Source organism: Binatus sp. (SeqCode) (genome assembly GCF_049584895.1).
In the GTDB taxonomy this organism is placed as follows: Bacteria; Desulfobacterota; Binatia; order Binatales; family Binataceae; genus Binatus.
Map to the genome: position 1 here is coordinate 1 of NZ_JBAUYR010000119.1, position 21,570 is coordinate 21,570.

The following is a 21,570-nucleotide window of genomic DNA, read 5'->3' on the forward strand; positions in this document are numbered from 1 at the left end:
AGACCCTGCACCCCGATACTCGACAGGGCCTCTTTAACCTCGTCGAGCTTGAACGGTTTGATGATCGCCTCAACCTTCTTCATAAGTCTCCTCTCGGTCCCTTCTCATACTGGCCGCGCGGGCATATGCCGGCCTCCTCCGCATCCCCAATAACCATTCTCTTCGGAGGCAGTTGGTTCAAGACCCTCGTTTCGCGCGCGCAGCAGGACGGTTCCGCGGGGCGCGTTACTTGCTGAAGAAAACCTCCCGGGCGTGATTGGTATCGCAATACTCGCGCACCTCGGCAATCTTGTCGCCGTCGAAACGAATGTCGAAGTGGTAGCGGTTGTTGTATTTCTTGCCGTTAGCCGCGGTGGTGTTCGATTCCGCCTGTACGGCGCAGCGGTCGCCTTCACATAAGATCGTCTCGATCTTAAGACCGAGCCCGCCGGGCATCATCGTCTTGATCCCCTTCGCGAGAGTCTTGAGTCCCTCATGCCCCTTCACGGGAGGCATGCCCGGCATGTTGGTCATGACCTTCCACTCGAAGTCGTTGGCGGTCATCGTGGCGAGCCGCACCGGATCGGGATCTTCGAACTCGCTGAGAAATTCCGTGGCCAATTCCTTTTTTTCCGCTGACGTCATAGGCCCATCTCCTCGATTGCTGCTGATTGATACCTATTCCATCCGGCGGGATTGCGGCAACATCCGGCGCAAGGCCAACGCAAGCGGGATGCCAACCGGCATTGGCCGTTGCGATACGCACGGCAGCATCACAATTTTTCAGGCTCGGTGTTCGGGGTGCTCAACTGGCGGGCGTCCGATTAATTGGCGGGCACTCTTTCAGGACGCAGCACTGCCGCTGCGCCTGGGCTGGAACTTCGGTTCCTCACCGCGCGACAGCCGCTGGATATTCTCGCGATGGCGAAACAGGGCGAGCGCGGTCATGAGAATCGCGAGCAGCAAGTAGTGACGGGGCAGGCCGAGCGCGGCGACCGTCGGCGGAAGCGCGATAGCCGCGACTATCGAGGACAGCGACGTGATTCGGCTAATCGCAAGCGTCACGGCGAAGGCTATCAGGGCTATCAGAATCGCCATCGGCGAGATCGCGAGCCAGATACCCAGCGCACAAGCGATGCCCTTCCCACCGCTGAAGCCGAGGAAGACAGAACAAATCGCGCCGATAAATGCGGCCAGGCCGACCCACGCGATGGTCGAGGGAGGAAAGCCCGCGGCGCGCGTGACAATCACTGGAATCGCGCCCTTGAGCGCGTCGCCAACCAGTGTCATCACCGCCGCACTCATACCTCCGGCGCGGACTACGTTGGACGCCCCGATATTGCCGGAGCCGACCGCGCGCGGATCGAACCCGCGCATCCGTCCGACGATCACACCGGTCGGTATCGAGCCGATCAGGTAGGCGCCGACGATCAGGAGAGTTTCAATTAGCATTGGCAGATCTTAACCTCCCCTTGTCCGAGGGGAGGTCGCGGCGCGCCAGTGAAAAAAGGGAGTGCCGCGGGAGAGGTGCAACGCTCGCCGACACTCAACGCTGATTTCATCTGGTCACAGTTCCCGACACAGCATCCGGGATTCTTCGCCGCAGCGGCTCTGAATGACACGGGTTTGACTATAGAGAGCTCGCCGAAGGAGGGAAATGGTCGGGGTGACTGGATTTGAACCAGCGACTCCTGCGTCCCGAACGCAGTGCTCTGGCCAGGCTGAGCTACACCCCGTCTCCGGTCGCGCGTAATCGGAAAGGTACAGACGAGTGTTTATAGCATCCGAGGGGATGGCGCGCGAGTCCGGCAGAATCGACGGTACTGTCTTAATTCGCAGGCTGAGTGTCTGAATTTGAAAGTGCGAGTGGCTTAGTTTCCTTTAAGGCGCGGATCGTCATCCGATACGCACTGGGACAGCTCGAATGATTTGCGAATGCTATCGAAGTAATCTTTTTCAGTCTCAGCAGGGAATTTCTGGTTCGGCCATCTCCGTGCCGCTTCCGCGCGTAGTTTGGGAATGTCCGGCTTGAGCTGTTTGCGTATTGCAGGGTCATCCAGCAGTTTGAATGAGCGTAGTCGTCGGTGCTCGCATTCTTGCTGCGAGGCGACAGGACCGGTCATCATCCATTTGGACAATGGCAGTGACGTATCGAATTTCCCTTCTAGGTTAAATTGAGGCGTCATCAGATACCAGCCTACAAGCGCGAGCGCGGCAGCGTGGCGGGGCTTCACTAGAGTTTCGACGGCGTATGCACGACCAGCTCGCGCATCTCGTTCATGATTTTGCCGTAGTCGGGCTTGCCGAAGATTCCGGAGCCCGACACGAAGACGTTGGCGCCGGCCGCCTTCACATCCGCGATATTGTCGAGTTTCACGCCGCCGTCTATCTCGACATCGATACTGAGTCCACGACGTTTCAGCTCACGCCGGATGTAGCGCAGTTTGTCGAGCGCGGCCGGAATAAACTCCTGGCCGCCGAAGCCCGGATGCACGCTCATCACGAGAATCATGTCGAGATGCTCGGCGAAGGGCAGCACCTTGTCGGCGTCGGTCTCGGGATTGATCCCGATTGACGCGCGCGCGCCGAGGTCATGGATCCGCCTCGCCATCGCCGGGATGTCGGGGCATACCTCGCAATGCACCGAAATCGAATTGGCGCCCGCCTTCACGAATGCCTCGACGTAGCGCGCCGGCTCGGAAATCATGAGGTGCGCGTCGATCGGCAACCGGGTCACTTTTCGCACCGACTCCATCACCGGGATACCGATCGAAATGTTAGGCACGAAGTGCCCGTCCATCACGTCGAAATGAATCATGTCGGCGCCGGCCCTTTCGACCGCGCGAATTTCCTCGCCGAGCCGCGCGAAGTCCGCGGAAAGAATTGAGGGCGCGAGCTTGTCGTGGATATCTTCGGCGGAGGGAGCCATGTGCAGAGATTAATCGCAGCGTGACACGATTGCGAATCCTACCTTTTGTGTCACTCAGCCCGCTAGCACGACGCGACTACTCTGTCACCCTGACGACGGGAGCCTAGCGACCGGAGGAATGGGGGTTTCGGGCTTCCGGACAGCTTCGCGCGACGCGAAGCCGGTTCCGGTCTCCGAGTACGCGCGTTTTGCGCGCGCTCGACTGGCGTTCAGAACCGTGGAAATGCGCTCGCGAGCCACGCACCAATCGGGTTCGAAACCGTTCGCGTCGACGAATAACTATGCGAGCGATGCCGCCTTCGCGTGCGCCTCGTATAGGTTGTCCGCGACTCGTACGAAACGTACCTGAGATTCCGCGCCGGCGCTGCGCTGATCGAGCTGTATTGGTAAACCGTCGTGCGCGACGCGGTCACCACCGGCGTGCTCCTCGCCGTTGGTGTAACTTCCACTCTGCCTACTCCCTTGCCAGTGAGCCCGATTTGTTGCGCGGCGCCGTGCGACAGGTCGAGTGAGCGTCCGCGCACGTACGGTCCGCGATCGTTGATTCTCACTACCACCGATCTGCCGGTGTCGGGATTCACCACCCGCACGTGCGAGCCCAGGGGCAGCGTGGTGGATGCGGCCGTCAGACCTTCAGGATTGTAAACCTCGCCGGTGCTCGTGCGTCGACCCGCGAAACCCGGCCCATACCATGAAGCGACTTCGGTGTGAGTCGTTCTATAAGTCTCGTGCGACGGCGTGTAGTAACTCGGGGTAGAGAGCGGCGCGGGCGTGTAATTCTGCGAGGAACATCCGGCGAGCACGATCGTAAGCACGCCCAGCGTGAACGCCAAGGTCCAGCTGATCGGACCCAAATGATTCGGATTCGAATCGTGACCGGCTCTGGCAGCCCCCGCGATCATCGGTCGCCGCCCGGTCCGAAGGTTATGAAATACTCGTCCACGTGCTGCGCCGTAGTTAACAAAAATTTTAGCGCCGAATCAATCGCGCGGCAAAGAATCCGTCGAGGCCGCCGACGTCCGGCCGCGTCTTCATGAATCCTCGCGCATCGATAACCTCTCTAAACTCGTCTCGACCCGCCATGCCGTGATCGATTGCGAAGTCCGCGTGGCGCTCGAGAAATCCATCGACCACACTTTCGCCTTCTTCGGGCGCGATACTGCAAACCGAATACACGATCGCGCCGCCACGACGCACCATCCCGGACGCGTTCTCGAGCATCTGCGATTGTATCGCCGCCATCCGCGCCGGATCGGTCGGTTTGAGCCGCCACTTTATTTCGGGATGCTCCCGGAGGGTCCCGAGCCCCGTGCACGGTGCGTCGAGGAGCACATACTCGACGCTCGACGGTGCAAGCGGCGCCGACCTGGTCAGATCGGCGCAAACGAACTCGACATTGTGATGCCGCAGGCGGCGCGCCAAATCGCGCGCATTCTTCAGTCCGTTGAAGTTGAGGTCGACGGCGATCACCCGACCGCGCTCGCCGACCATCTCGGCGAGATGAGTCGCCTTGCCACCCGGCGCCGCCGCACAATCGATAACCGTCGCGCCAGCTCTGGGAGCCAGCATCCGCACAACCATCTGCGACGCCTCGGATTGCGCGTGAAACAGGCCCTCGCGATACGAAACCGACTCGAATCGGCCCGCGCTTTTCAGCACGATCGTTTCGGGCGCGCGTACGTCGGCTCCAATCTCGAAACCGTCCGCAGTCAACTTCTCGATTAACTCCGCGCGGGATCCGCGCGCGAGATTCAGCCTGATCACGTTGGGCGCGGCGTCGTTGTTCGCCGTCATCAGGCGCTCAGCATTCTCGACGCCAAACCAATCGACGAATCGCTCGACCATCCAGCGCGGATGCGAATACGCGATCGCGAGATAACTTTTCTCGTTGCGCTCGCGCGGCGGCAGCGGCGCGGTCTCGCGGGTCGCACGACGCATCACGGCGTTGACGAATCCGGCTGCTCTGCGCGCCTGAGCACTTCGTTTGGCAATACTCACGGCGGTATCAACCACCGCGTGCTGGGGAATTCGATCGAGGAAGCGGAGTTGATACAAACCCATCCGCAAGATCTCGAGCGCAACAGGCTGAATCGAGACAAGATCGCGCCGGGTCAGATGCTTTAGCTCGTAGTCGAGGCGCGCTTGCCATGCGATGGTGCCAAGCACGAGCCGCGTAATGAGGCGCCGATCAGCAGGCGCAAAGTCCGGCAGACACGCGCCGAGCAAAACGTCGGCATAGCCGGATTCCCGATCGACCCGGAACAAAATGTCGTTCGCCGCGAGCCTGGAGGCTAGTCCCTGATCGCGCTCTCGCGGGCGCAATCCCGCTTTGACAACATGCTCGCTCATGCGCCGAATCGCGCCCCGGCTTCAACGCGTTTGCCGCGAAGGAAATCGGCCGCGGACATTCTCTTTCGCCCCGGCGCCTGCACTTCGGCCAGCTTCAGTCGTCCGGTTCCACATTGGACTACTGGATTTGGTTTCATGCTGACGATTGTGCCGGGAGGCGGGGACGGCGGCCCGCTCCACTGAGATTCATCCTCGACCGCGGCGCGCCAGATGAGAACTTCGTCGCCGCCAAGACGCGTGCGCGCGATTGGCCACGGATCGTACGCGCGCGTCATCCGCTCGATCTGCGCGGCGCTCGAAGTCCAATCGATCACGGCATTCTTCTTTTCGATCTGCGAAGTGTAGGTGGCGAGCGATTCGTCCTGCGGCGTTTCGACCAGCGCGCCGTGCGCCGCGAGATCGATCGCCTCGAGCATCGCGGACGCGCCAAGTTCCGCGAGCTTTTCCTTCAACGTTCCCTGCGTGTCGTTCGGTTCGATCGGAATCCTGCGCTGGAGGTACATCGGGCCGGCGTCCATCTGCTCGATGATCCGCATGATAGTGACTCCCGTTTCCGCGTCGCCCGCGAGGATCGCGCCTTCGACCGGAGCTGCCCCGCGATGCCGCGGCAACAGCGATGCGTGCACATTCATCGGCGCGATCTTCGGAACGCCGAGAATCGAGTTCGGCAGAATTCGTCCGTAGGCCGCCACCACCAGGAGATCGGGCTCGAATGCTTCCAGCTCGCTTAGAAATTCAGGCGTCCGAATCTTGACCGGCTTCAGTGTCGGAATCTGATGCTTGGCCGCGACCGCGCCGACTTCGCTCGGGTCCATGCCTAGTCCGCGCCCGCGCGGCTGATCCGGACGCGTAACGACTCCGACGACTCTGAAGCTGGCTCCTGAAGCCGTCACCAGCCGCTCCAAAATATGGGCTGCCAAGGCAGGAGTGCCCATGAAAACGATCCTCAGCGGGGTGTTGGGCAAGTTTTTTGAACCTTCCACTAGTGCTATCTGAATACCCTGCGTAAAAGATGCTGCCTTCCTTGATCTTCTCTCACGCTCTTTTGCGGGGGAGACAAGAGAGGGGGAGCAGGCTTTTGACCTATCAAGAGCCTGCTAGTGGGTCGGCGATTTTAGATCCGCACCGAGGAGGGGCTGACGCTGTCGGCCTTGCCCTCCTTGATTAATTTCTTGAGCTTGCGCTTGTAGAGCTCGCGCTTGATGCGGCTGATGCGATCGATGAACAGCTTGCCGTCCAGGTGATCGATCTCGTGCTGCAGCGCGACCGCGAGCAACTCGTCGGCCTCGATCTCGATTTCTTTTTCGTCGGGCGTCCACGCGCGCACCAGCACGTGCGCCGCGCGTTCCACGTCGGCGGTGTAATCGATCACCGACAGGCACCCTTCTTCCCAAACGATCTTGCCCTCGGCCTCGACCACCTGCGGGTTGATCAACTTCAACAGATGCTTGCCCGGATTTTCGTGATCGGTGTCGAGCACTATGATCCGCTTCGACTCTCCAACCTGCGGCGCCGCGAGACCCACGCCCGGCGCGGCGTACATGGTCTGCACCATGCTGTCGATCAGCCCCTCGACGTTGCCGTTGATATTCTTGACGGGAGCGGCCGGCTCCTTGAGCGTGTCGTCGGGAAACTTGCGAATTTTCAGCAGTGCCATCTGTATTTAGAAATCTATCAAAGGGTAGCTGGCGCGGCGAGTCCGAGCGGCGCGAGAAACGATTCGACCGCGCGGATACACTCGGCGGGACGCTCGATTTGAAGAAAGTGCGTCGTCCCCGGGATCGCTTCATAGGGCAGCCCCAGCTCCTCGGCCATCGCGCGCCCGATCAGCGCCGGCGGCATCACTTCGTCAAGAGTAGGATCGCCGCACACGAGTTTCACCGGCACCGGGCAATGCGCCATCTGCGGCCACAGGTCAGGATTCGCACCGCTGGAAAAAACGTGCGCCTCGTATTCGCGCGGACACGCGAGGATCCAGTCGCCGCTCGCGCGATCGTGCCGCAGCGTCGCGCGCGCCATCAGCTCGTAAGCGTCGGGCACCCATCGTTTGAAACGCCGGCTGAATTGCTTCGCGAGATCCAGTGGATCTTTGTAGCGCTCGGGACGCCGCGCGGCGCGCGAGGCGAGTGACTCCTTGTCAGATTGTTGCAGGTACTGAATCGGATGACCGGCGCGCGGGTAGACCGGCGGATCGAACAGCACCAACGCGTCGAATCGCCGTCCGTACTTGAGCGCATGCATCGCAGCAGTGACTCCCGACAGCGAATGAAACAGCCCGGCGGCCGGCTTCGCTCCAAGCTCGCGATTGATCGCATGCCAGACCACGTCCATATCCGCGAGGAAGTTCTGCCACGTATGTCTTTCCGCGCCGTGCAGTGGATTGTGCCCGTGATTGCGGAAGTCGAAGACGACCACTTCGTAGCGCGCGCGCAGCGGTCCCCAGAACGGAAAGTAGCCGTCGATCGCGAGCCCGTTGCCGTGACTGAGCACGAGGCGCGGCGCACCGGGGACGCCGTGCTGGCGAACGTGAATGGTAGCGCCGTCGTGCATCTTCACGTCGAAAGCATGACGCGCCCGCGGCACATGATGAATCAGGTAATGTTCGTTCGTTTCGTTCATTTCCTGGTGCTCACAACATCCTTACCGGATCGATATCGATCGCGAGAAATATATCGTCGCGCTCTGCCGACGGGCCGACTTCGGCGCGCATCGCGGAAATTGCGGCGCGCATCGGTTTCAGCTCGCGCGATTTTATCATCACCTGCCATCGGTAGCGCTGCTTGATCCGTTCGATCGGCGCGGGCGCTGGTCCCAGCACGCGCATTCCCTCCGGCGTCGTGTCCTTCGCCAGCGATTTCGCGACCGCCTCGGCTGCACGCCTGACAATTTGCGGCTCCGCGCCCTCGACTCGCACCATCGCGAGACGAGCAAACGGCGGATACATAAGGTCGCGGCGCAGTTCCAGCTCGCGCCGCATGAAGCGCGCGTAGTCCTGATCCCTGGCGGCGCGGACGCTGTAGTGATTCGGCGCGTAGGTCTGGATGATCACGCGGCCCGGACGTTCGCCGCGGCCCGCGCGTCCCGCGACCTGCGTCAGCAGCTGAAACGTGCGCTCAGCGGAACGGAAGTCGGGCATGTTCAGCGCCATGTCGGCGTTGACGACCGCGGCCAGCGTGACGCCGGGAAAATCGAAACCTTTGGTGATCATCTGCGTGCCGACCAGAATATCTATTTCGCCGGCGCGAAGCTCGGCCAGCATCCGCGAACGCGCGCCGCGCACGCTGCTCGTGTCGGAGTCCATCCTCTCGATGCGCGCCCCCGGCATCAGCTCCGCCAGCGTCTGCGTGAGCCTCTCGGTGCCGAAGCCTTGCCCCTTGAGCCCGTAACCTTTGCATTCCGGGCAGGTATCGGGCGCGGCCGTGTGATTGCCGCAGTAGTGGCATCGGAGCGAGCGGTCGCGCATGTGAAACGTCATGCTGACACTGCAGTTCGGGCACGCGATCACGTTGCCGCAGATGTGGCATTGCAGAAAATTGTGGAACCCGCGGCGATTGAGAAACACCATGCTCTGGCCGCCCGACGCGAGATTTTCACGCAAGGCCGCAACCAACGAGTTCGATAGCGGCACCGCGTCCGGAACTTCCGCCGCATTAGATTTCGATCCTGCCGGCCCCGCACCGTTCGGTTTGGACGCCGCTAGCTTACGACCTTCGGCCACTTCGCGGCGCATGTCGACGACTTCTACCGATGCCATCGCGCGATCGTTCACGCGTCGCAACAGGCGTAGCAGCCGGTACCGGCCGCGCCGTGCATTCGCGTACGACTCGCTCGACGGCGTCGCCGATCCCAGCACGATGGGGCAAATCGAAAATCCCGCGAGCGCGACCGCGAGATCGCGTGCGTGATAGTAGATGCCTTCCTCGCTCTTGTACGACGCGTCGTGCTCCTCGTCGACGACGATCAGCCCGATGTCGTGCATCGGCGCGAAAATCGCCGAGCGCGGACCAATCATTACGCGCGCCTGCCCGCCAATCGCCGCCATCCAGCTCGCCCATCGCTCGGTCACGCTCTGCGCGCTATGCGCGATGCCGACCAGCGATCCGAAGCGCACGCGAAACGAGCGCACGATTTCGTCGGCCAGCGCGATCTCCGGCACCATGATCAGAACGTTGCGCCCGGCCGCGAGCGCTCGCGCGGCGAGGTTCAGGTAAATTTCGGTCTTGCCGCTGGCGGTGACGCCCCACAGCAGAAACGCTTCGTAACGCCGATGCTCGATCGCCGGTGAGATCGCATCCAGCGCGACCTGCTGCTCGTCGGTGAGGTCGAACTCCGCCGCCGCTCCGGTGTTCGATGTCGCGGGCGCCGCCTGGATCGCGATCAACCCGCGACTCGCGAGGCTTTTCAGAGTAGCGCTCACGCCCTCAATCTTCGTTTTCAGCTCTTCGATTCGCAGCCCAGTCGCGCCCGCGGTGCTGATAGCATTGAGCACTTCGCGCTGCTTCGGGCCGCGAACATTCTCGACGTTTGCGCCGGTGACGAGTCGCGCGACCAGATCCGCCGTCTCGCGATGCCGACCGGTGGTCGCGTTGCGGCGCTCGAGGATACCGTCGGCGACGAAGCGTGCGATCGTGGCGCGCACCTCGCTCGGCGGACCGGCTTTCTCGAGTTGTCGCGTAGTCGCGGCACCCTTCGCGATCTTTTCAATAATCGTGCGCTCTACTCGCGTGAACGCCGCGCGCGCCAAGGCGTCGGGAGAATTCGCGAGACTGTACGCCATCCTCGACTCGACGCGCGCGACCGCTGGAATTACGCTGCGGTACGCGTCGGCGATTGAAACCATGTAGTAAGTCGCGAGGAACTCCATCAGTTGCAGATGCGCGCGATCAAACAGCGGGCGCGGCTCGAGCACCTCGATGATGGGTTTCAGCTCGCTCGTCGACAGTCGCTCGCCGACCTTGGTGACCACGCCCGTCACCTTGCGCGAGCGCAGCGGGGCGAGCACGCGATGCCCCGGCTGAATCAGGCCGTCGAGCGTCGGTGGAATCGAATACGTCAGCGTCTCGAATCCGCGCGTCGCCCCGACGATCACTATGTTGGCCTGCATCTCGAGTGTCTCTGGGCATGCAACTTACACCGCGGCCCGGCGATTTGCCCGTTCCATACCCGCTTTCGCGGACGCGTCCAGTCTGGTTGAATCGGGGGCATGAGGCTCCGATTTCTGACTGCCGGTGAATCGCACGGCCCCGAGCTGGTCGCGACGGTCGAAGGCGTGCCCGCCGGTTTCGACATCGACCTCGCCGCGATCAACGCCGATCTCGCACGCCGCCAAAAGGGTTACGGCCGCGGCGGTCGGATGCTGATCGAAAAGGACGAGGTGCGTCCGGTTTCCGGCATCCGCTTCGGCAAATCGCTCGGCAGTCCGATCACCTTCATCATCGAGAACCGCGATTTCAAGAACTGGGTCAAGAAGATGTCGGCCGATCCCGGCGATCGCGGCGCGGCTGAAGTTGTCACGCGCGCGCGGCCCGGTCATGCCGACCTTGCGGGCGTGCTGAAATACAATCTCGAAGATATCCGCGACGTGCTCGAGCGGGCGTCGGCGCGCGAAACCACTGCGCGCGTGGCGATCGGCGGACTCGCGAAGCAGATTCTGCTGCCGTTCGGAATCGACGTGCTCGGCTACGTCGCCAGCATCGGCGCGACCGAAGCAAAGACTTATCACGAGATGAGCATCGCGGAGTTGCGTACAATAACTGAAGCGTCGCAAGTTCGCGTGGCTGATCCCGACGCCGAAAGCAAAATCATCGCCGAGATCGATGCGTGCAAAAAAACCGGCGACACGCTCGGCGGTATCGTCGAGGTGGTCGCAACCGGCTTGCCGGTCGGGCTCGGCAGTCACGTGCAATGGGATCGCAAGCTCGACGGACGGCTCGCATTCGCTCTCCTCAGCCTGCAGGCCGCCAAGGGCGTCGAGCTTGGCCTGGGATTCACTGCGGGACGGATTCGCGGATCCGAACTGCACGATGAAATCGGTTACGACGCCGCGCATCATCGCTTCACGCGCCATTCGAATAATTCCGGCGGCACCGAGGGCGGCATAAGCACGGGCGAGCCGTTGCGCGTGCGCGTCGCGTTCAAGCCGCTGTCGACGCTGATGCGTCCGCTGCGATCTGTCGATATCAAAACCAAGGCGGAAGCGGTCGGCGCGATCGAGCGATCCGACGTATGCGCGATTCCCGCCGCCGCCGTTATCGCGGAAGCGGTGGTCGCGTTCGAGCTCGCGGCGGCCTTCCTGGAAAAGTTTGGCGGTGATTCGCTGGTCGAGATAACTCGCAACTTCAACGGCTTCGTCGAACAGGTCCGCAATTACTGAGCGGAGGCGCGCGACCGGATTCGCGCGACAACGCAAATGACGCCCAAACTGATCCTCACCGGATTCATGGCCACCGGCAAAAGCTCGGTCGGCCCGATCGTCGCGCGCCGGCTCGGATGGGAATTCGTGGACGTCGACACGGTCGTCATCGCGCGCGCTGGAAAACCAATCGCGCAAATTTTTGCAGATCACGGCGAGGCGCGCTTCCGACAGCTCGAACGTGAGGCAGTCGCGCAACTGACCAGCGATCGCCGTCGATGCCCGCATTGCCACGGACCGCATCCCGAAGTTATTTCGACCGGCGGCGGCGTACTGGTAGACGAATCGAATTGCATGGCGCTCAAGCGGGTTGGCGTGATCGTATGCCTGACGGGGAGGCCCGAAGTGATCGCGGCGCGCGTCGAACGATCGAAAGCCAAGCGCCCGAAACTGACCGAAGGTGGAAAACCCACCCTGGCGCGGGTCAAAGAGCTGATGGACGAACGCGCTGACGCGTACGCTCGCGCCGACGTGCAAGTCGACAGCTCCGATCTCACCGTCGAGCAACTGGCCGACGATGTCATCGGCGCTTTCGGCGTACATGCCGCGCGACGAATCCTGCCGCCCGCCTAGCGATGCGAACTATCCGTATAGAACTCGGGCACGCGTCGCACGACGCTCAGGTCGGCGCGAACATCCTCGATCGTCTTGGCGAACTCGCACATGACGCCGGCCTGAAGCCGGGTTCGTGTGCGGTCGTCACTGACGCGACGGTCGAAAAGTTGTACGCGGCGCGAGTCGAGGATTCGCTGCGCAAAAGCGGTTTCACGCCCGCCGTAATTTCGGTGCCGCCGGGCGAAGCGTCGAAATCGTTTCCGACGCTGGAGCTTCTGTATGATCGCATGACCGCGATCGGACTCGATCGCAACAGCGCGGTGTTCGCACTCGGTGGCGGTGTGGTTGGCGATCTCGCGGGATTTGCGGCCGCCACTTTTTTGCGCGGCATGCCTCTCGTGCAGGTGCCGACCACGGTGGTCGCGCAGGTCGATTCAGCGCTCGGCGGCAAGACCGCGATCAACCATCGGCACGCAAAGAATCTAATCGGTGCATTTTACCAGCCGCGGCTGATTGTCGCCGACGTCACGACGCTCGCGACCTTGCCTGACCGCGAGTTTCGCGAGGGCCTGGCCGAGGTCATCAAGTATGGCGCAATCATGGACGCGCCGATGATCGTTGACCTTGAACGCGATCTGGATTCGATCCTTGCGCGCCACCCCGATCTGCTCGAGCAAGTCGTCGCGCGATCGCTGGCGCATAAGGCCGCAGTTGTATCCGCCGACGAGCGCGAAGGCGGGCTGCGCAAAAGCTTGAACTTCGGTCACACCATCGGCCACGCGATAGAAACGAGCGCCGGTTACGGCAGCTACTTTCACGGGGAGGCGGTCGCGATTGGAATGGTCGCGGCGTCACGCCTCTCGAGCAAGTATGCCGGCTTCTCAGCCGACGAAGCATCGCGATTGCAGCGCCTGATCGAGCGCGCCGGACTGCCGACTGCGATGCCCGACGGATGGCGCAGCGACGACTTTCTCCGCGCGCTCGGTCTGGACAAGAAGCGCGCCCAGGGCGCGATCGAGTTCGTGCTGCTCGATCGGCTTGGTCACTACTTGACAAAAAGTCTCTCGCCTGATGACATCGTGTCATCTTTGAGTTGATCGCCGGCTCGAATTTCTGACAATTGTGACTTAAAGTGTTCTACAGGTGACAGATTGTCGCGAAAATTCCGCCGCTTTGCTTGGCGTCTCTACGACGTGTTCAGTATGTTCTTAGTAGCGCACGCATGACTGTTTCCACCCGTACGTTGCCAAGGACACAAAAGGACGGAGTAAACACGCGTAACGCGGAGGAGTCCAATGGATCGATTCGATGAAATGAAGGACAAAGTGTTGACGGTGCAAGAGGTGTCTACGTACCTACGAGTGCATCCCTCCACCATATACCGAATGCTCAAAAAGAATCTGCTGCCAGCGTTTCGTGTCGGCAGTGACTGGCGCTTTACGGTCGAGGCAATCGACAGGTGGCGTGCGTCGGTGGAATCGGGGGTTCGCACTCCCGCGGCCACCACGGCTGAGTCGACTCAGTCCGACGCGCGCGAATAGCTCCTCCGCTGGACGAAGATCCGCGCCGGTCCGCTAGTTCTGGAAGTAGCGGCGCGGATTTTCTACCAGCATCGTGCGGATCTTCGCATCTCCCACGCCTGCCCGCTTGAGCGCCGGCACGATATTCTTGAAAACGTGCGTCGGCGTCCAGTTCGCCACCAGCTTGGCGGTCTCGGGCGTCAGGTCGAGCCCGCGCCCGAGCCAGCACGTGACGGTGTCATGCGAGAGCACGAGCTGATTTTCGTAGCCGACGCCGAGTAGGCCGATCAAAGCGGCCAATCGCAGCTTGTCTGGATGCAGGAAGTCCAGGCCGAAGCGGTCGAAACCGAGGGTACATCCGCGATCGAGCATCGCCGTGTGATAGCTGAGGTCCGACGACCCGCAGCTGTGTCCGATGATCACGTGACTCAGGTCCGCGCCTTCCGACGCGAAAATCTCCAGCTGCTCGCGGCCCATCGTGCCGTCCTCGGTATGCGTCGTGATCGGAGCGCCGGTCGCCTTATGCGCGCGCGCCGCCGCCCGCAGGCACATCTCTTCATACTTGGTGACCTGGCCCTTGCCGGTCGCGCACTTGATGATGCCGGCCTTGATGCCGGTGTCGCCGACGCCTTTGTTGATCTCGCTGATGTAGACCGACGCGATGTCGTCGACGGTCCGTTGCTTGAAGTACGCGGTGTTGCCGAGGTCTTCCTTGTACAGGCCGGTCGCGCAGATTATCCGCACGCCCGACGCCGACGCCACTTCCGCCATGAAGTTCACGTCGCGGCCGATGTCCATCGGGCACGGATCGACGAAGGTTTCGAGTCCGAGGTCCCGGACCTCCTTCAGTCGCTCGACGCAATTCTTGAGCGCCGCTTTGCGCTCGAACTTCGGCGCGGCGCAGTCGAGCTCCCATCCAGCCCAGCCAATCAGCAGATGCTCATGCATCAGCGTCGTTCCGAGCTGCTCCGGACTCGCGGTTCCAGTGACGGTGTTGATTGCTTTCATCGCGATACGCTCCATTCCAGGCATCAGTTTAAGCCCGGCGTCGATCGAGACTTCGATTTTGCGAAGCTAGACCCGAAGCGCCGCTGTCGTCAAATGCGCCGCGCGATTTTCAACAGGTTAACTGGAAAGGTCGGGCTTGGGTTCCTGGTCGCGGCCGAAGATCGTCGTGAGCAGGATCAGCACGACCCCAATCGAGATCGCGCTGTCCGCGACATTGAAGATGGGATAGTTCAGGTCGTAGTAATGCGCGCGCATGAAGTCGATCACGCGCCCGCGGATCGCTCGATCGATCAGATTGCCCATCGCGCCGCCAAGTATCAGCGCGCATGAAACTGAGGTAAGCGACACGCTTTCCGCGCGCACAATAATGTACAGGAGCACGACTATCGCGGCGCACGCCATCGTCAGCAGAAACGCCTTGCGGACCCACGGCGGAGCGTCGGCCAGCATGCTGAAAGCCGCGCCCGGATTCTGCGTGTAGGTGATGTCGAGGTAGTTGGGAATGATCGCGATACTTTCGTACAGCGCCATGTGCGCCTGCACGAACAGCTTGGTCGCCTGGTCGAGAATGATGACGGGAATCGTGATCGCGCCGAGCAGAAATAGAAACGGCCTGCGCGGCGGCGCCGACGCAGTCGATTCACTTCCGGTTTCGAGCACGCGGGGCAACGGCTTGGCGCTTGACTGCTCGGCCATCGGCTAGGCTCCCACGACTGCGCGGCATCGGGCGTCCAAGGTTTCGCCGCCGGCGTCATCGAAATATTTCCAGCATCGCGCGCACTTCGCGCCCGACGCATGACGCCCGACCAGCGTGATTGCGGGATTCGCGGCCGCGCGCGCGAAGGTGCCGTCGACGGCGAAATCCTCGCGACCGCTGGCCTGATTCCGGATCTCCGCCGCTTCCGCATCGGCTAAAATCGAAACGTCGGAGACGATGAACAAATCTTTCAACTCGTCGCGATATCGCTTGAGCGTCTCGGCGAGGCCGCTGTCAGAGCCACCGTCAGCGCCGAGACTGATCGCGGCGTCGAGTGGCGCGCCGATCGTCCCCGACTTGCGCATCGCCTCGAGCAGCTTGAGCGCCTCGTCGCGAACCTTGAGCAGCCGATCCCATCGCGCTTCCAACTCGTTATCGTGCCACGCCGGATTCGCTGGATGCATCGTAGTCAGATGCACGCTGTCGAGCCGCTTCCCTGGCATGTAGCCGTAAACTTCTTCGGCGGTGAACGGGATCAGCGGCGCGAGCATCCTGACGAGCACGTCGAGAATGTTGAACAGCGCAGTCTGCGCCGAGCGGCGCTCGCGCGAATTCTCCGCCGCGCAGTAGAGACGGTCGCGCGCGACGTCGACATACAGCGAGCTCAAATCGACCACGATAAAATTCTGCATCACCTGGAACGCGGTCTGGAACTCAAACGCTTCGTACGCGCGACGCACTTCGGCCTTGAGCTTTTCCGTGCGCGCCAGGATGAAGCGATCGAACTCGAGCATGTCCTTCAATTGAACGGTGTCGCGCTCGGGATCGAAATCAGCCAGATTGCCCAGCAGGAAGCGGCAGGTGTTGCGAATCTTCCGATACGACTCTGACACCGCGCTGAAAATCGTCGGGCTGAGAGTAATGTCCGCGGTGTAGTCGAGGGACGCATATACCAGCCGCAAAACGTCGGCGCCCATGCGCCCGGCCGCATCCACCGCGTCCTCGGAGTTGCCGAGCGACTTGGACATCTTGCGTCCCTTCTCGTCGACGGTGAGTCCGTGGCTGATGATGCTCTTGAAAGGCGCCTTGCCGCGCTCAGACACGGCACAGAAGAGCGATGAGCTGAACCATCCGCGCGCCTGCTCGACCGCTTCGAGGTATGCATCCGCCGGCCATTTCAGTTCGGGCCTCTTGGCGAGCACGGCGGCTTGCGACGAGCCTGAATCGAACCACACATCGAGGATGTCTTCTTCCTTCATGAAGACCGAGCCGCCGCACTTCGCGCACTTGACGCCTGGCGCGACGAAGTCGGCCGCGGGCCGCGTGTACCATGCGTCGGAGCCTTCGCGCGCGAAAATTTCCTCGACCCGATCCATCGTCACGAGCAGCGGCGCGACCTCGTCGCATTCAGCGCATCGCACCGCGGGAATCGGCACGCCCCACGCGCGCTGTCGCGAGATAGTCCAGTCGGGGCGCGTCTCGGTCATGTTGCGAATCCGATCGCGCGACCATGCAGGATACCACTTCACCGAATCGATCGCGTCGATCACCTTGGCGCGCAGCCCATTATGATCGACGCCGACGAACCATTGCTCAGTCGCGAGAAAAATCAGCGGATTGTGGCATCGCCAACAATGCGGATAGCTGTGCGTGAATTTTTGCGAATGCAGCAGCGCGCCGACCGAGCGCAGCTTCTCGACGATCGAATTGTTCGCCTTGAAGACGTTCTGCCCCTCCCACTCGCCACCGTCGCGCGTGAACACTCCGCTGCCGTCGACGGGAGTGAATGGGGTCAGCCCGTACTCTCGGCCGACGACGAAATCCTCGTAGCCGTGCCCGGGCGCGGTATGCACCAGGCCGGTGCCGGTGTCGGCGGTGACGTGCTCAGCGTACATCAGCTTCACGTCGCGCGGCAAAAACGGATGTCTGAAAATATCCTGGCCGTCGTACGCTTTAATCGCGGCGCGGTCGAACGGGATTCGTTTTTCGACTGCGAGCCCGCATTCTTTCGCGACGCTGTCCGCCAATCGCGTCGCGACAACGTAGTAATGTGCGCCAACTTTCAGCGCGACGTAGTCGAACGTTTCGTTCAATGAGATTCCGAGATTCGCCGGCAGCGTCCACGGTGTCGTCGTCCAGATAACCGCCGACAGTTTGCCGGCTTTGTGCGCATACGCGAGCTCGGCGCGGTCGTTGGCTTCCACAGCCAGCGCGCCCGCATCCTTGAGATTCGAGTTGAACGGGAACGCCACGTAGATCGACGGCGAAACGTGATCGCGATACTCGACTTCAGCCTCCGCCAACGCCGAGCGGCAGTCGAAGCACCAATGCACCGGACGCAAGCCGCGATACACGTAGCCTTGCTCGACCATGTTGCGCAGCACGCGGATTTCCGCGGCGTCGTACTCGGGCGCCATCGTGAGGTACGGATTGAACCAGTCGCCGATACATCCAAGGCGCCGAAAATCCGAGCGCTGCAAATCGACCCACTTCTCAGCTTCGGCGCGGCACAGCTTGCGCAGCTCGAGCTTGGGCGTTGTGCGCGCCTTGTCGCCGCCGAGGTCGCGCGAGACCTTGTACTCGATCGGCATGCCGTGACAGTCCCATCCGGGCACGAACGGCGTGCGAAATCCCAGCATCGAGCGCGACCGCACCACGAAGTCCTTCAGAATTTTGTTGAGAGCGGTCCCGAGATGCACGCGGCCGTTGGCGTAGGGGGGGCCGTCGTGCAGCACCCACGACTCCGCATCCTTGCGGGCATCCATCAGGCGCGCGTAGAGGTCGAGTTCATCCCAATGCTTGAGCATTTCCGGCTCCCGCCTGGGCAGATTCGCCTTCATCGGAAAGTCGGTTTTGGGAAGTTTCAGGGTAGATTTGTAGTCGGTCTCAGCCACTCGTTTTTCCAGCATTAAGATGCGTCCGATCAGATTAACGCACGCGGCGTTCCTTCGCGAGTATTAGGTTTCAATTCGCTGCCTCCAGGTAGCCGCGGATCCTCTCGAGCCGCTCGACCGGGTTGACGCATTCGAGCAACGCTTGCTGTTCCGCGACTTCCATCTTCAGATGGTGCGCAATCAAGTAAGAAAGGATCGAAGGATCTTCTTCAATCTGTTTCATCCGAGTCGCGAGTTCCGGGATAGTCAAATTCTCGCGACCTGCATACTTATGGAACGCGGAAAGCACCGCGAGCACCAGTTGTTCGACGCGGACGGATCGGTCTGACGCTTCTTCCATATCTTCGGCTTCGGCCTTGAAGAATTTCTGGTGGAACACAAAGCGTCTGACGCGTGCGCGCTTCTTGCCCTCGACGACGATCTTCACCGTGCCGTCGGGAAGGCGATGCCGTTCTGCAATGACGCCCAGAGTTCCAACCTGATACATATCAGCCGGCGAGGGCGTCGCAATTTCAGCCTCACGCTGAGCTACCAGCAAAATCGGCGAGTGTTTAGCAAGCGAATCGGAATCTTCTGCCGCCTCGATAGCCTTTAGCGATCGCCGGCGACCGATAAAGATGGGATAGACCTCGTGCGGGAAAGCAACCAATCCTCGCAACGGAACCAGCGGGACGAAGCGCGATGCGACGGCGCGCATCAGCTCGGCCCAATTCCGGTAACCGTACTCGATTGCGAGACGGCGCTGCGCGGCCGCCAGTTGCAGGTTCTCCTGCGCGGCGAGTCGCTTGGCCTGTTTGCGGAGATTTTCCTCGGACGGATTGTTGGGTAGCCGCTTGCGCGGCCCGTCGGACGTAGTCATAGGCAAACCCCTTCCTTATGCCCGGCGTCCGCTAACGGGCAGGAAAAGGTTTATGTTAATCGAGCAACCAGGGTGGGCTTGGCCCTCTCCGCGGACAGGTGGCCGCCTGACGGCCAAGACGAAAGGCTAGTCCGCCGCCATCCGCGACGCAACAAATTCTGCGGATGGTTCGCGCATCGATGGCGGGCACGGCGGCCCGCCCCACTTATAAGCTTCCGGCAAGCATTCTGGGTTTGATTGTGTTAGATGGACCGCATGAAAAATCCGGCTAAAAGACCGCCGTTCATCATTTCTGCCGCGTCGATTCCGGAGACGAGTCACCAATATCCCAACAGCGATGAGTACACCGGTCATCAGCGGAGTATCGGCAGGTCCGCGGGGCTGCGAAGGATCGGCGTGAATCTCTTGCGGCTGGCGCCCGGGGAGCGAAGTTCGTGGCCGCATGCCGAGGAGAAGGAAGAGGAATTCGTGTACGTGCTCGAGGGTGAGGTCGACGCCTGGATCGATGGCTCTATTCACGCGATGCGGCCCTGGGACCTCGCGGCCTTTCCGGCAGGCACCGGCATCACCCATTGCTTCTTAAACAACAGCGAGCATGATGCCCTGCTGATTGTCGGAGGAGAGGCTTCAAAGAGCGACAATCGCATCTACTATCCGCTCCATCCTCAACGCCGCAATGACCTGCCGGCGAGCGAATGGTGGGAGGACGTTCCGAAGCACCGGCTAGGACCACATGACGGGATGCCGGATGCGCTTAGGCGCCGCAAACCTAAACCGTAACCAGTTTGAATCCCGGCGCGTGCCTCCATATCATTTCTCGTTCATCTGATCGCACTATCATAGAAAGAAATTATGGCACTCAGAAAAGTAACTTTTTTCGATAAGGAAGGGACTACGCTCGTGCCTGTCGACGAGGATGGTCAGGCGAAGCCGGCGGTGATGGGGGTGCGATGGGTCAATCCCGACACGTTCGAAACGATTCGCGTGGTCGGCGGTAAACGCACCGGTCCGAAGAATGAAGTGCTGATGGAAGTTCCGCCGACTCTAGACACCAGCGCGTTCGCAATCGAGGATCTGCCACCGCCCAAGGTCAAGGAAGAGCTCAAGGAGATCGAGGCTCCCGCCGCGCCGAAGTCGACGGAGAAACCGTGACCGAGCCAGGACCCGGCGCGCTCGCGGGCCTGCGCGTCCTTGATCTGAGCGGGCATCGCGCACAACTTTGCGCGCGGCTGCTGGGCGACATGGGTGCCGACGTCATCAAGGTCGAGCCGCCGGCGGGTGACGACGCTCGTCGCATCGGCCCGTTCCTGGACGATTTGCCGCATCACGATCGCAGCCTGTTTTTCTGGTTCTACAATCTCAACAAGCGATCGCTGACGCTTGACCTCAAGCATTCGCGCGGCGCCGACATCCTGATTCAGCTCGCGCGCTCTGCTGACGTCGTGATCGAGAGCTTCGCGCCGGGGACGATGGACCAGCTCGGGCTTGGCTGGGAGGTTCTCCATCGCGAGAACCCGGCGCTCGTGCTGTGCTCGATTGCGCCGTTCGGACAGACCGGACCGTATCGCGACTATGTCGCCGATGACACTGTGCTGACCGCGCTTGGCGGGATGCTCTACGTCAACGGCTTTCCGAATCACGCGCCGGTGCGTCCGCTCGGTTTGCAGGCGTACCACTCGTCGGCGTACTTCGGCGCGATCGCCGTGATGCTTGCGCTACTCGCTCGCGATCGCACTGCTGAAGGGCAGTGGATCGATCTCAGCATGCAGGAGGCCACCGCTGCGGCCGTCGAGCACGTTGCCGGCGGATACTTCGAGCGCAACGAAGCGGAGCCGCGCCGCGGGACTTTGCATTGGAGCCGTTTTTTTCGCGTCGGCAAATGCCGCGACGGGTACATCATGCATTGCACGCTCGGCGACTGGACCTCGCTCATCGAATGGGTCAAGTCCGACGGCAAGGCGGCCGACCTCGACGATCCGAATTACCAGCAGCCGATGTATCGCTACCTGATGGCCGAGCATGTGTTCGAAGTGCTCGACGATTGGGTCAAGGACTATCCACGCGACGAGCTGCTCGAGCGCGCGCAGCTTTTGCGCCAGCCGTACGCGACCGTGCGGCCGCCCGAGGCTCTGTTTGATGACGAGCAGCTGATCGAGCGCGGATACATAGTCGAAGTCGAGCATCCCGAGCTGGGGCGCAAGTTCCGCTATCCGGGCGCGCCGTATCTTTTCAACGGAACGCCATGGCGCGTGTCGCGGCGCCCGCCGCTGATGGGCGAGCATACCGGCGAGATTTTGCGCGACGAGCTCGCGATGGCTCCTGAAGCGATCGCGGTGCTCGCGGCTGAGGGAGTGATCTGAACATGTGC

General features: G+C 61.6%; 22 protein-coding genes and 1 tRNA gene. 7 read left to right on the top strand and 16 right to left on the bottom strand.

Annotation, left to right across the window (positions count from 1 at the left end):
• The 12 genes from WB650_RS20525 to priA all read right to left on the bottom strand — a co-directional run.
• Positions 1–83 (bottom strand): P-II family nitrogen regulator (locus tag WB650_RS20525; RefSeq protein ID WP_423961872.1); only part of this gene is annotated, 83 nt, incomplete at its 3' end.
• 142 nt (positions 84–225) lie between these two features.
• Positions 226–624, bottom strand: a complete 399-nt coding sequence (locus tag WB650_RS20530; RefSeq protein WP_422306549.1) for a nuclear transport factor 2 family protein — start codon at positions 622–624, stop codon at positions 226–228.
• Positions 625–822: 198 nt separating this feature from the next.
• Positions 823–1,431, bottom strand: a complete 609-nt coding sequence (gene plsY / locus WB650_RS20535) for a glycerol-3-phosphate 1-O-acyltransferase PlsY (protein WP_422306551.1) — start codon at positions 1,429–1,431, stop codon at positions 823–825.
• A gap of 206 nt (positions 1,432–1,637) precedes the next feature.
• Positions 1,638–1,715 (bottom strand) — tRNA-Pro (locus WB650_RS20540).
• A 135-nt stretch (positions 1,716–1,850) separates the two neighbouring features.
• A complete protein-coding gene (locus WB650_RS20545; RefSeq protein WP_422306553.1) occupies positions 1,851–2,213 on the bottom strand; it encodes a hypothetical protein in 363 nt (120 codons plus the stop codon).
• Positions 2,213–2,908, bottom strand: coding sequence for a ribulose-phosphate 3-epimerase (gene rpe / locus WB650_RS20550; RefSeq protein ID WP_422306555.1), 696 nt, complete (start codon positions 2,906–2,908; stop codon positions 2,213–2,215). The genes WB650_RS20545 and rpe overlap by 1 nt, the downstream gene beginning before the upstream one ends.
• Before the next feature lie 209 nt (positions 2,909–3,117).
• Positions 3,118–3,810: a septal ring lytic transglycosylase RlpA family protein gene (locus WB650_RS20555; RefSeq protein ID WP_422306557.1), complete on the bottom strand. Its 693-nt coding sequence runs from the start codon at positions 3,808–3,810 to the stop codon at positions 3,118–3,120.
• 67 nt (positions 3,811–3,877) lie between these two features.
• A complete protein-coding gene (gene rsmB / locus WB650_RS20560) occupies positions 3,878–5,257 on the bottom strand; it encodes a 16S rRNA (cytosine(967)-C(5))-methyltransferase RsmB (RefSeq protein WP_422306559.1) in 1,380 nt (459 codons plus the stop codon).
• The gene (gene fmt, locus WB650_RS20565; RefSeq protein ID WP_423961851.1) at positions 5,254–6,240 is read right to left on the bottom strand and encodes a methionyl-tRNA formyltransferase; all 987 of its coding nucleotides are present in this window, start codon (positions 6,238–6,240) and stop codon (positions 5,254–5,256) included. Before fmt ends, rsmB begins: the two co-directional genes overlap by 4 nt.
• A gap of 131 nt (positions 6,241–6,371) precedes the next feature.
• Positions 6,372–6,914, bottom strand: coding sequence for a peptide deformylase (gene def / locus WB650_RS20570; RefSeq protein WP_422297683.1), 543 nt, complete (start codon positions 6,912–6,914; stop codon positions 6,372–6,374).
• Positions 6,915–6,931: 17 nt separating this feature from the next.
• Positions 6,932–7,876: an alpha/beta fold hydrolase gene (locus tag WB650_RS20575; RefSeq protein WP_422306563.1), complete on the bottom strand. Its 945-nt coding sequence runs from the start codon at positions 7,874–7,876 to the stop codon at positions 6,932–6,934.
• A gap of 10 nt (positions 7,877–7,886) precedes the next feature.
• Complete coding sequence (gene priA / locus WB650_RS20580) at positions 7,887–10,361, bottom strand: replication restart helicase PriA (protein WP_422306565.1); 2,475 nt, start codon at positions 10,359–10,361, stop codon at positions 7,887–7,889.
• A 99-nt stretch (positions 10,362–10,460) separates the two neighbouring features.
• On the opposite strand from priA, the gene aroC reads away from it, so the two are divergent.
• The 4 genes from aroC (at position 10,461) to WB650_RS20600 (ending at position 13,765) form a co-directional block, all read left to right on the top strand.
• Entirely contained in the window at positions 10,461–11,630 is a 1,170-nt protein-coding gene (gene aroC, locus WB650_RS20585; protein WP_422306567.1) for a chorismate synthase, read from the top strand.
• A gap of 36 nt (positions 11,631–11,666) precedes the next feature.
• Positions 11,667–12,242 carry a shikimate kinase gene (locus WB650_RS20590; protein ID WP_422306569.1) on the top strand — a complete coding sequence of 192 codons (576 nt, stop codon included), beginning with the start codon at positions 11,667–11,669 and terminating at the stop codon, positions 12,240–12,242.
• A 2-nt stretch (positions 12,243–12,244) separates the two neighbouring features.
• A complete protein-coding gene (gene aroB, locus WB650_RS20595; RefSeq protein WP_422306571.1) occupies positions 12,245–13,321 on the top strand; it encodes a 3-dehydroquinate synthase in 1,077 nt (358 codons plus the stop codon).
• Between the two features lie 198 nt (positions 13,322–13,519).
• Positions 13,520–13,765: a helix-turn-helix domain-containing protein gene (locus WB650_RS20600; protein ID WP_422306573.1), complete on the top strand. Its 246-nt coding sequence runs from the start codon at positions 13,520–13,522 to the stop codon at positions 13,763–13,765.
• A gap of 33 nt (positions 13,766–13,798) precedes the next feature.
• Here the strand turns inward: WB650_RS20600 and WB650_RS20605 are convergent, their stop codons facing one another.
• The 4 genes from WB650_RS20605 to WB650_RS20620 all read right to left on the bottom strand — a co-directional run bounded on the left by WB650_RS20605 (position 13,799) and on the right by WB650_RS20620 (position 19,202).
• Positions 13,799–14,752 (bottom strand): phosphotriesterase family protein, encoded by a 954-nt coding sequence (locus WB650_RS20605; protein WP_422306575.1) that lies wholly within the window; start codon positions 14,750–14,752, stop codon positions 13,799–13,801.
• 117 nt (positions 14,753–14,869) lie between these two features.
• Positions 14,870–15,448: a signal peptidase II gene (gene lspA, locus WB650_RS20610; protein WP_422306577.1), complete on the bottom strand. Its 579-nt coding sequence runs from the start codon at positions 15,446–15,448 to the stop codon at positions 14,870–14,872.
• Between the two features lie 3 nt (positions 15,449–15,451).
• Positions 15,452–18,358, bottom strand: a complete 2,907-nt coding sequence (ileS, locus tag WB650_RS20615; protein WP_423961855.1) for an isoleucine--tRNA ligase — start codon at positions 18,356–18,358, stop codon at positions 15,452–15,454.
• Between the two features lie 55 nt (positions 18,359–18,413).
• Positions 18,414–19,202 carry an LON peptidase substrate-binding domain-containing protein gene (locus tag WB650_RS20620; protein WP_422305358.1) on the bottom strand — a complete coding sequence of 263 codons (789 nt, stop codon included), beginning with the start codon at positions 19,200–19,202 and terminating at the stop codon, positions 18,414–18,416.
• Positions 19,203–19,457: 255 nt separating this feature from the next.
• Between WB650_RS20620 and WB650_RS20625 the strand changes: the two genes are divergently transcribed.
• The 3 genes from WB650_RS20625 (at position 19,458) to WB650_RS20635 (ending at position 21,562) form a co-directional block, all read left to right on the top strand.
• Positions 19,458–19,982 carry a cupin domain-containing protein gene (locus tag WB650_RS20625; protein WP_422305360.1) on the top strand — a complete coding sequence of 175 codons (525 nt, stop codon included), beginning with the start codon at positions 19,458–19,460 and terminating at the stop codon, positions 19,980–19,982.
• Positions 19,983–20,054: 72 nt separating this feature from the next.
• Positions 20,055–20,354, top strand: coding sequence for a hypothetical protein (locus WB650_RS20630; RefSeq protein ID WP_422294429.1), 300 nt, complete (start codon positions 20,055–20,057; stop codon positions 20,352–20,354).
• Positions 20,351–21,562 carry a CaiB/BaiF CoA transferase family protein gene (locus WB650_RS20635; RefSeq protein ID WP_422305362.1) on the top strand — a complete coding sequence of 404 codons (1,212 nt, stop codon included), beginning with the start codon at positions 20,351–20,353 and terminating at the stop codon, positions 21,560–21,562. Before WB650_RS20630 ends, WB650_RS20635 begins: the two co-directional genes overlap by 4 nt.
• The last annotated feature ends 8 nt before the right edge of the window (positions 21,563–21,570 follow it).

Excerpts from the sequence above, each read along its gene's own strand:
- plsY (WP_422306551.1), bottom strand. The coding sequence starts at position 1,431 with ATGCTAATTGAAACTCTCCTGATCGTCGGCGCCTACCTGATCGGCTCG.
- rpe (WP_422306555.1), bottom strand. The coding sequence starts at position 2,908 with ATGGCTCCCTCCGCCGAAGATATCCACGACAAGCTCGCGCCCTCAATT.
- WB650_RS20590 (WP_422306569.1), top strand. The coding sequence starts at position 11,667 with ATGACGCCCAAACTGATCCTCACCGGATTCATGGCCACCGGCAAAAGC.
- WB650_RS20600 (WP_422306573.1), top strand. The coding sequence starts at position 13,520 with ATGGATCGATTCGATGAAATGAAGGACAAAGTGTTGACGGTGCAAGAG.
- WB650_RS20530 (WP_422306549.1), bottom strand. The coding sequence starts at position 624 with ATGACGTCAGCGGAAAAAAAGGAATTGGCCACGGAATTTCTCAGCGAG.
- WB650_RS20605 (WP_422306575.1), bottom strand. The coding sequence starts at position 14,752 with ATGAAAGCAATCAACACCGTCACTGGAACCGCGAGTCCGGAGCAGCTC.
- aroB (WP_422306571.1), top strand. The coding sequence starts at position 12,245 with ATGCGAACTATCCGTATAGAACTCGGGCACGCGTCGCACGACGCTCAG.
- WB650_RS20575 (WP_422306563.1), bottom strand. The coding sequence starts at position 7,876 with ATGAACGAAACGAACGAACATTACCTGATTCATCATGTGCCGCGGGCG.
- lspA (WP_422306577.1), bottom strand. The coding sequence starts at position 15,448 with ATGGCCGAGCAGTCAAGCGCCAAGCCGTTGCCCCGCGTGCTCGAAACC.
- WB650_RS20630 (WP_422294429.1), top strand. The coding sequence starts at position 20,055 with ATGGCACTCAGAAAAGTAACTTTTTTCGATAAGGAAGGGACTACGCTC.
- aroC (WP_422306567.1), top strand. The coding sequence starts at position 10,461 with ATGAGGCTCCGATTTCTGACTGCCGGTGAATCGCACGGCCCCGAGCTG.
- WB650_RS20620 (WP_422305358.1), bottom strand. The coding sequence starts at position 19,202 with ATGACTACGTCCGACGGGCCGCGCAAGCGGCTACCCAACAATCCGTCC.
- priA (WP_422306565.1), bottom strand. The coding sequence starts at position 10,361 with ATGCAGGCCAACATAGTGATCGTCGGGGCGACGCGCGGATTCGAGACG.
- WB650_RS20625 (WP_422305360.1), top strand. The coding sequence starts at position 19,458 with ATGAAAAATCCGGCTAAAAGACCGCCGTTCATCATTTCTGCCGCGTCG.
- def (WP_422297683.1), bottom strand. The coding sequence starts at position 6,914 with ATGGCACTGCTGAAAATTCGCAAGTTTCCCGACGACACGCTCAAGGAG.
- rsmB (WP_422306559.1), bottom strand. The coding sequence starts at position 5,257 with ATGAGCGAGCATGTTGTCAAAGCGGGATTGCGCCCGCGAGAGCGCGAT.
- WB650_RS20555 (WP_422306557.1), bottom strand. The coding sequence starts at position 3,810 with ATGATCGCGGGGGCTGCCAGAGCCGGTCACGATTCGAATCCGAATCAT.
- ileS (WP_423961855.1), bottom strand. The coding sequence starts at position 18,358 with ATGCTGGAAAAACGAGTGGCTGAGACCGACTACAAATCTACCCTGAAA.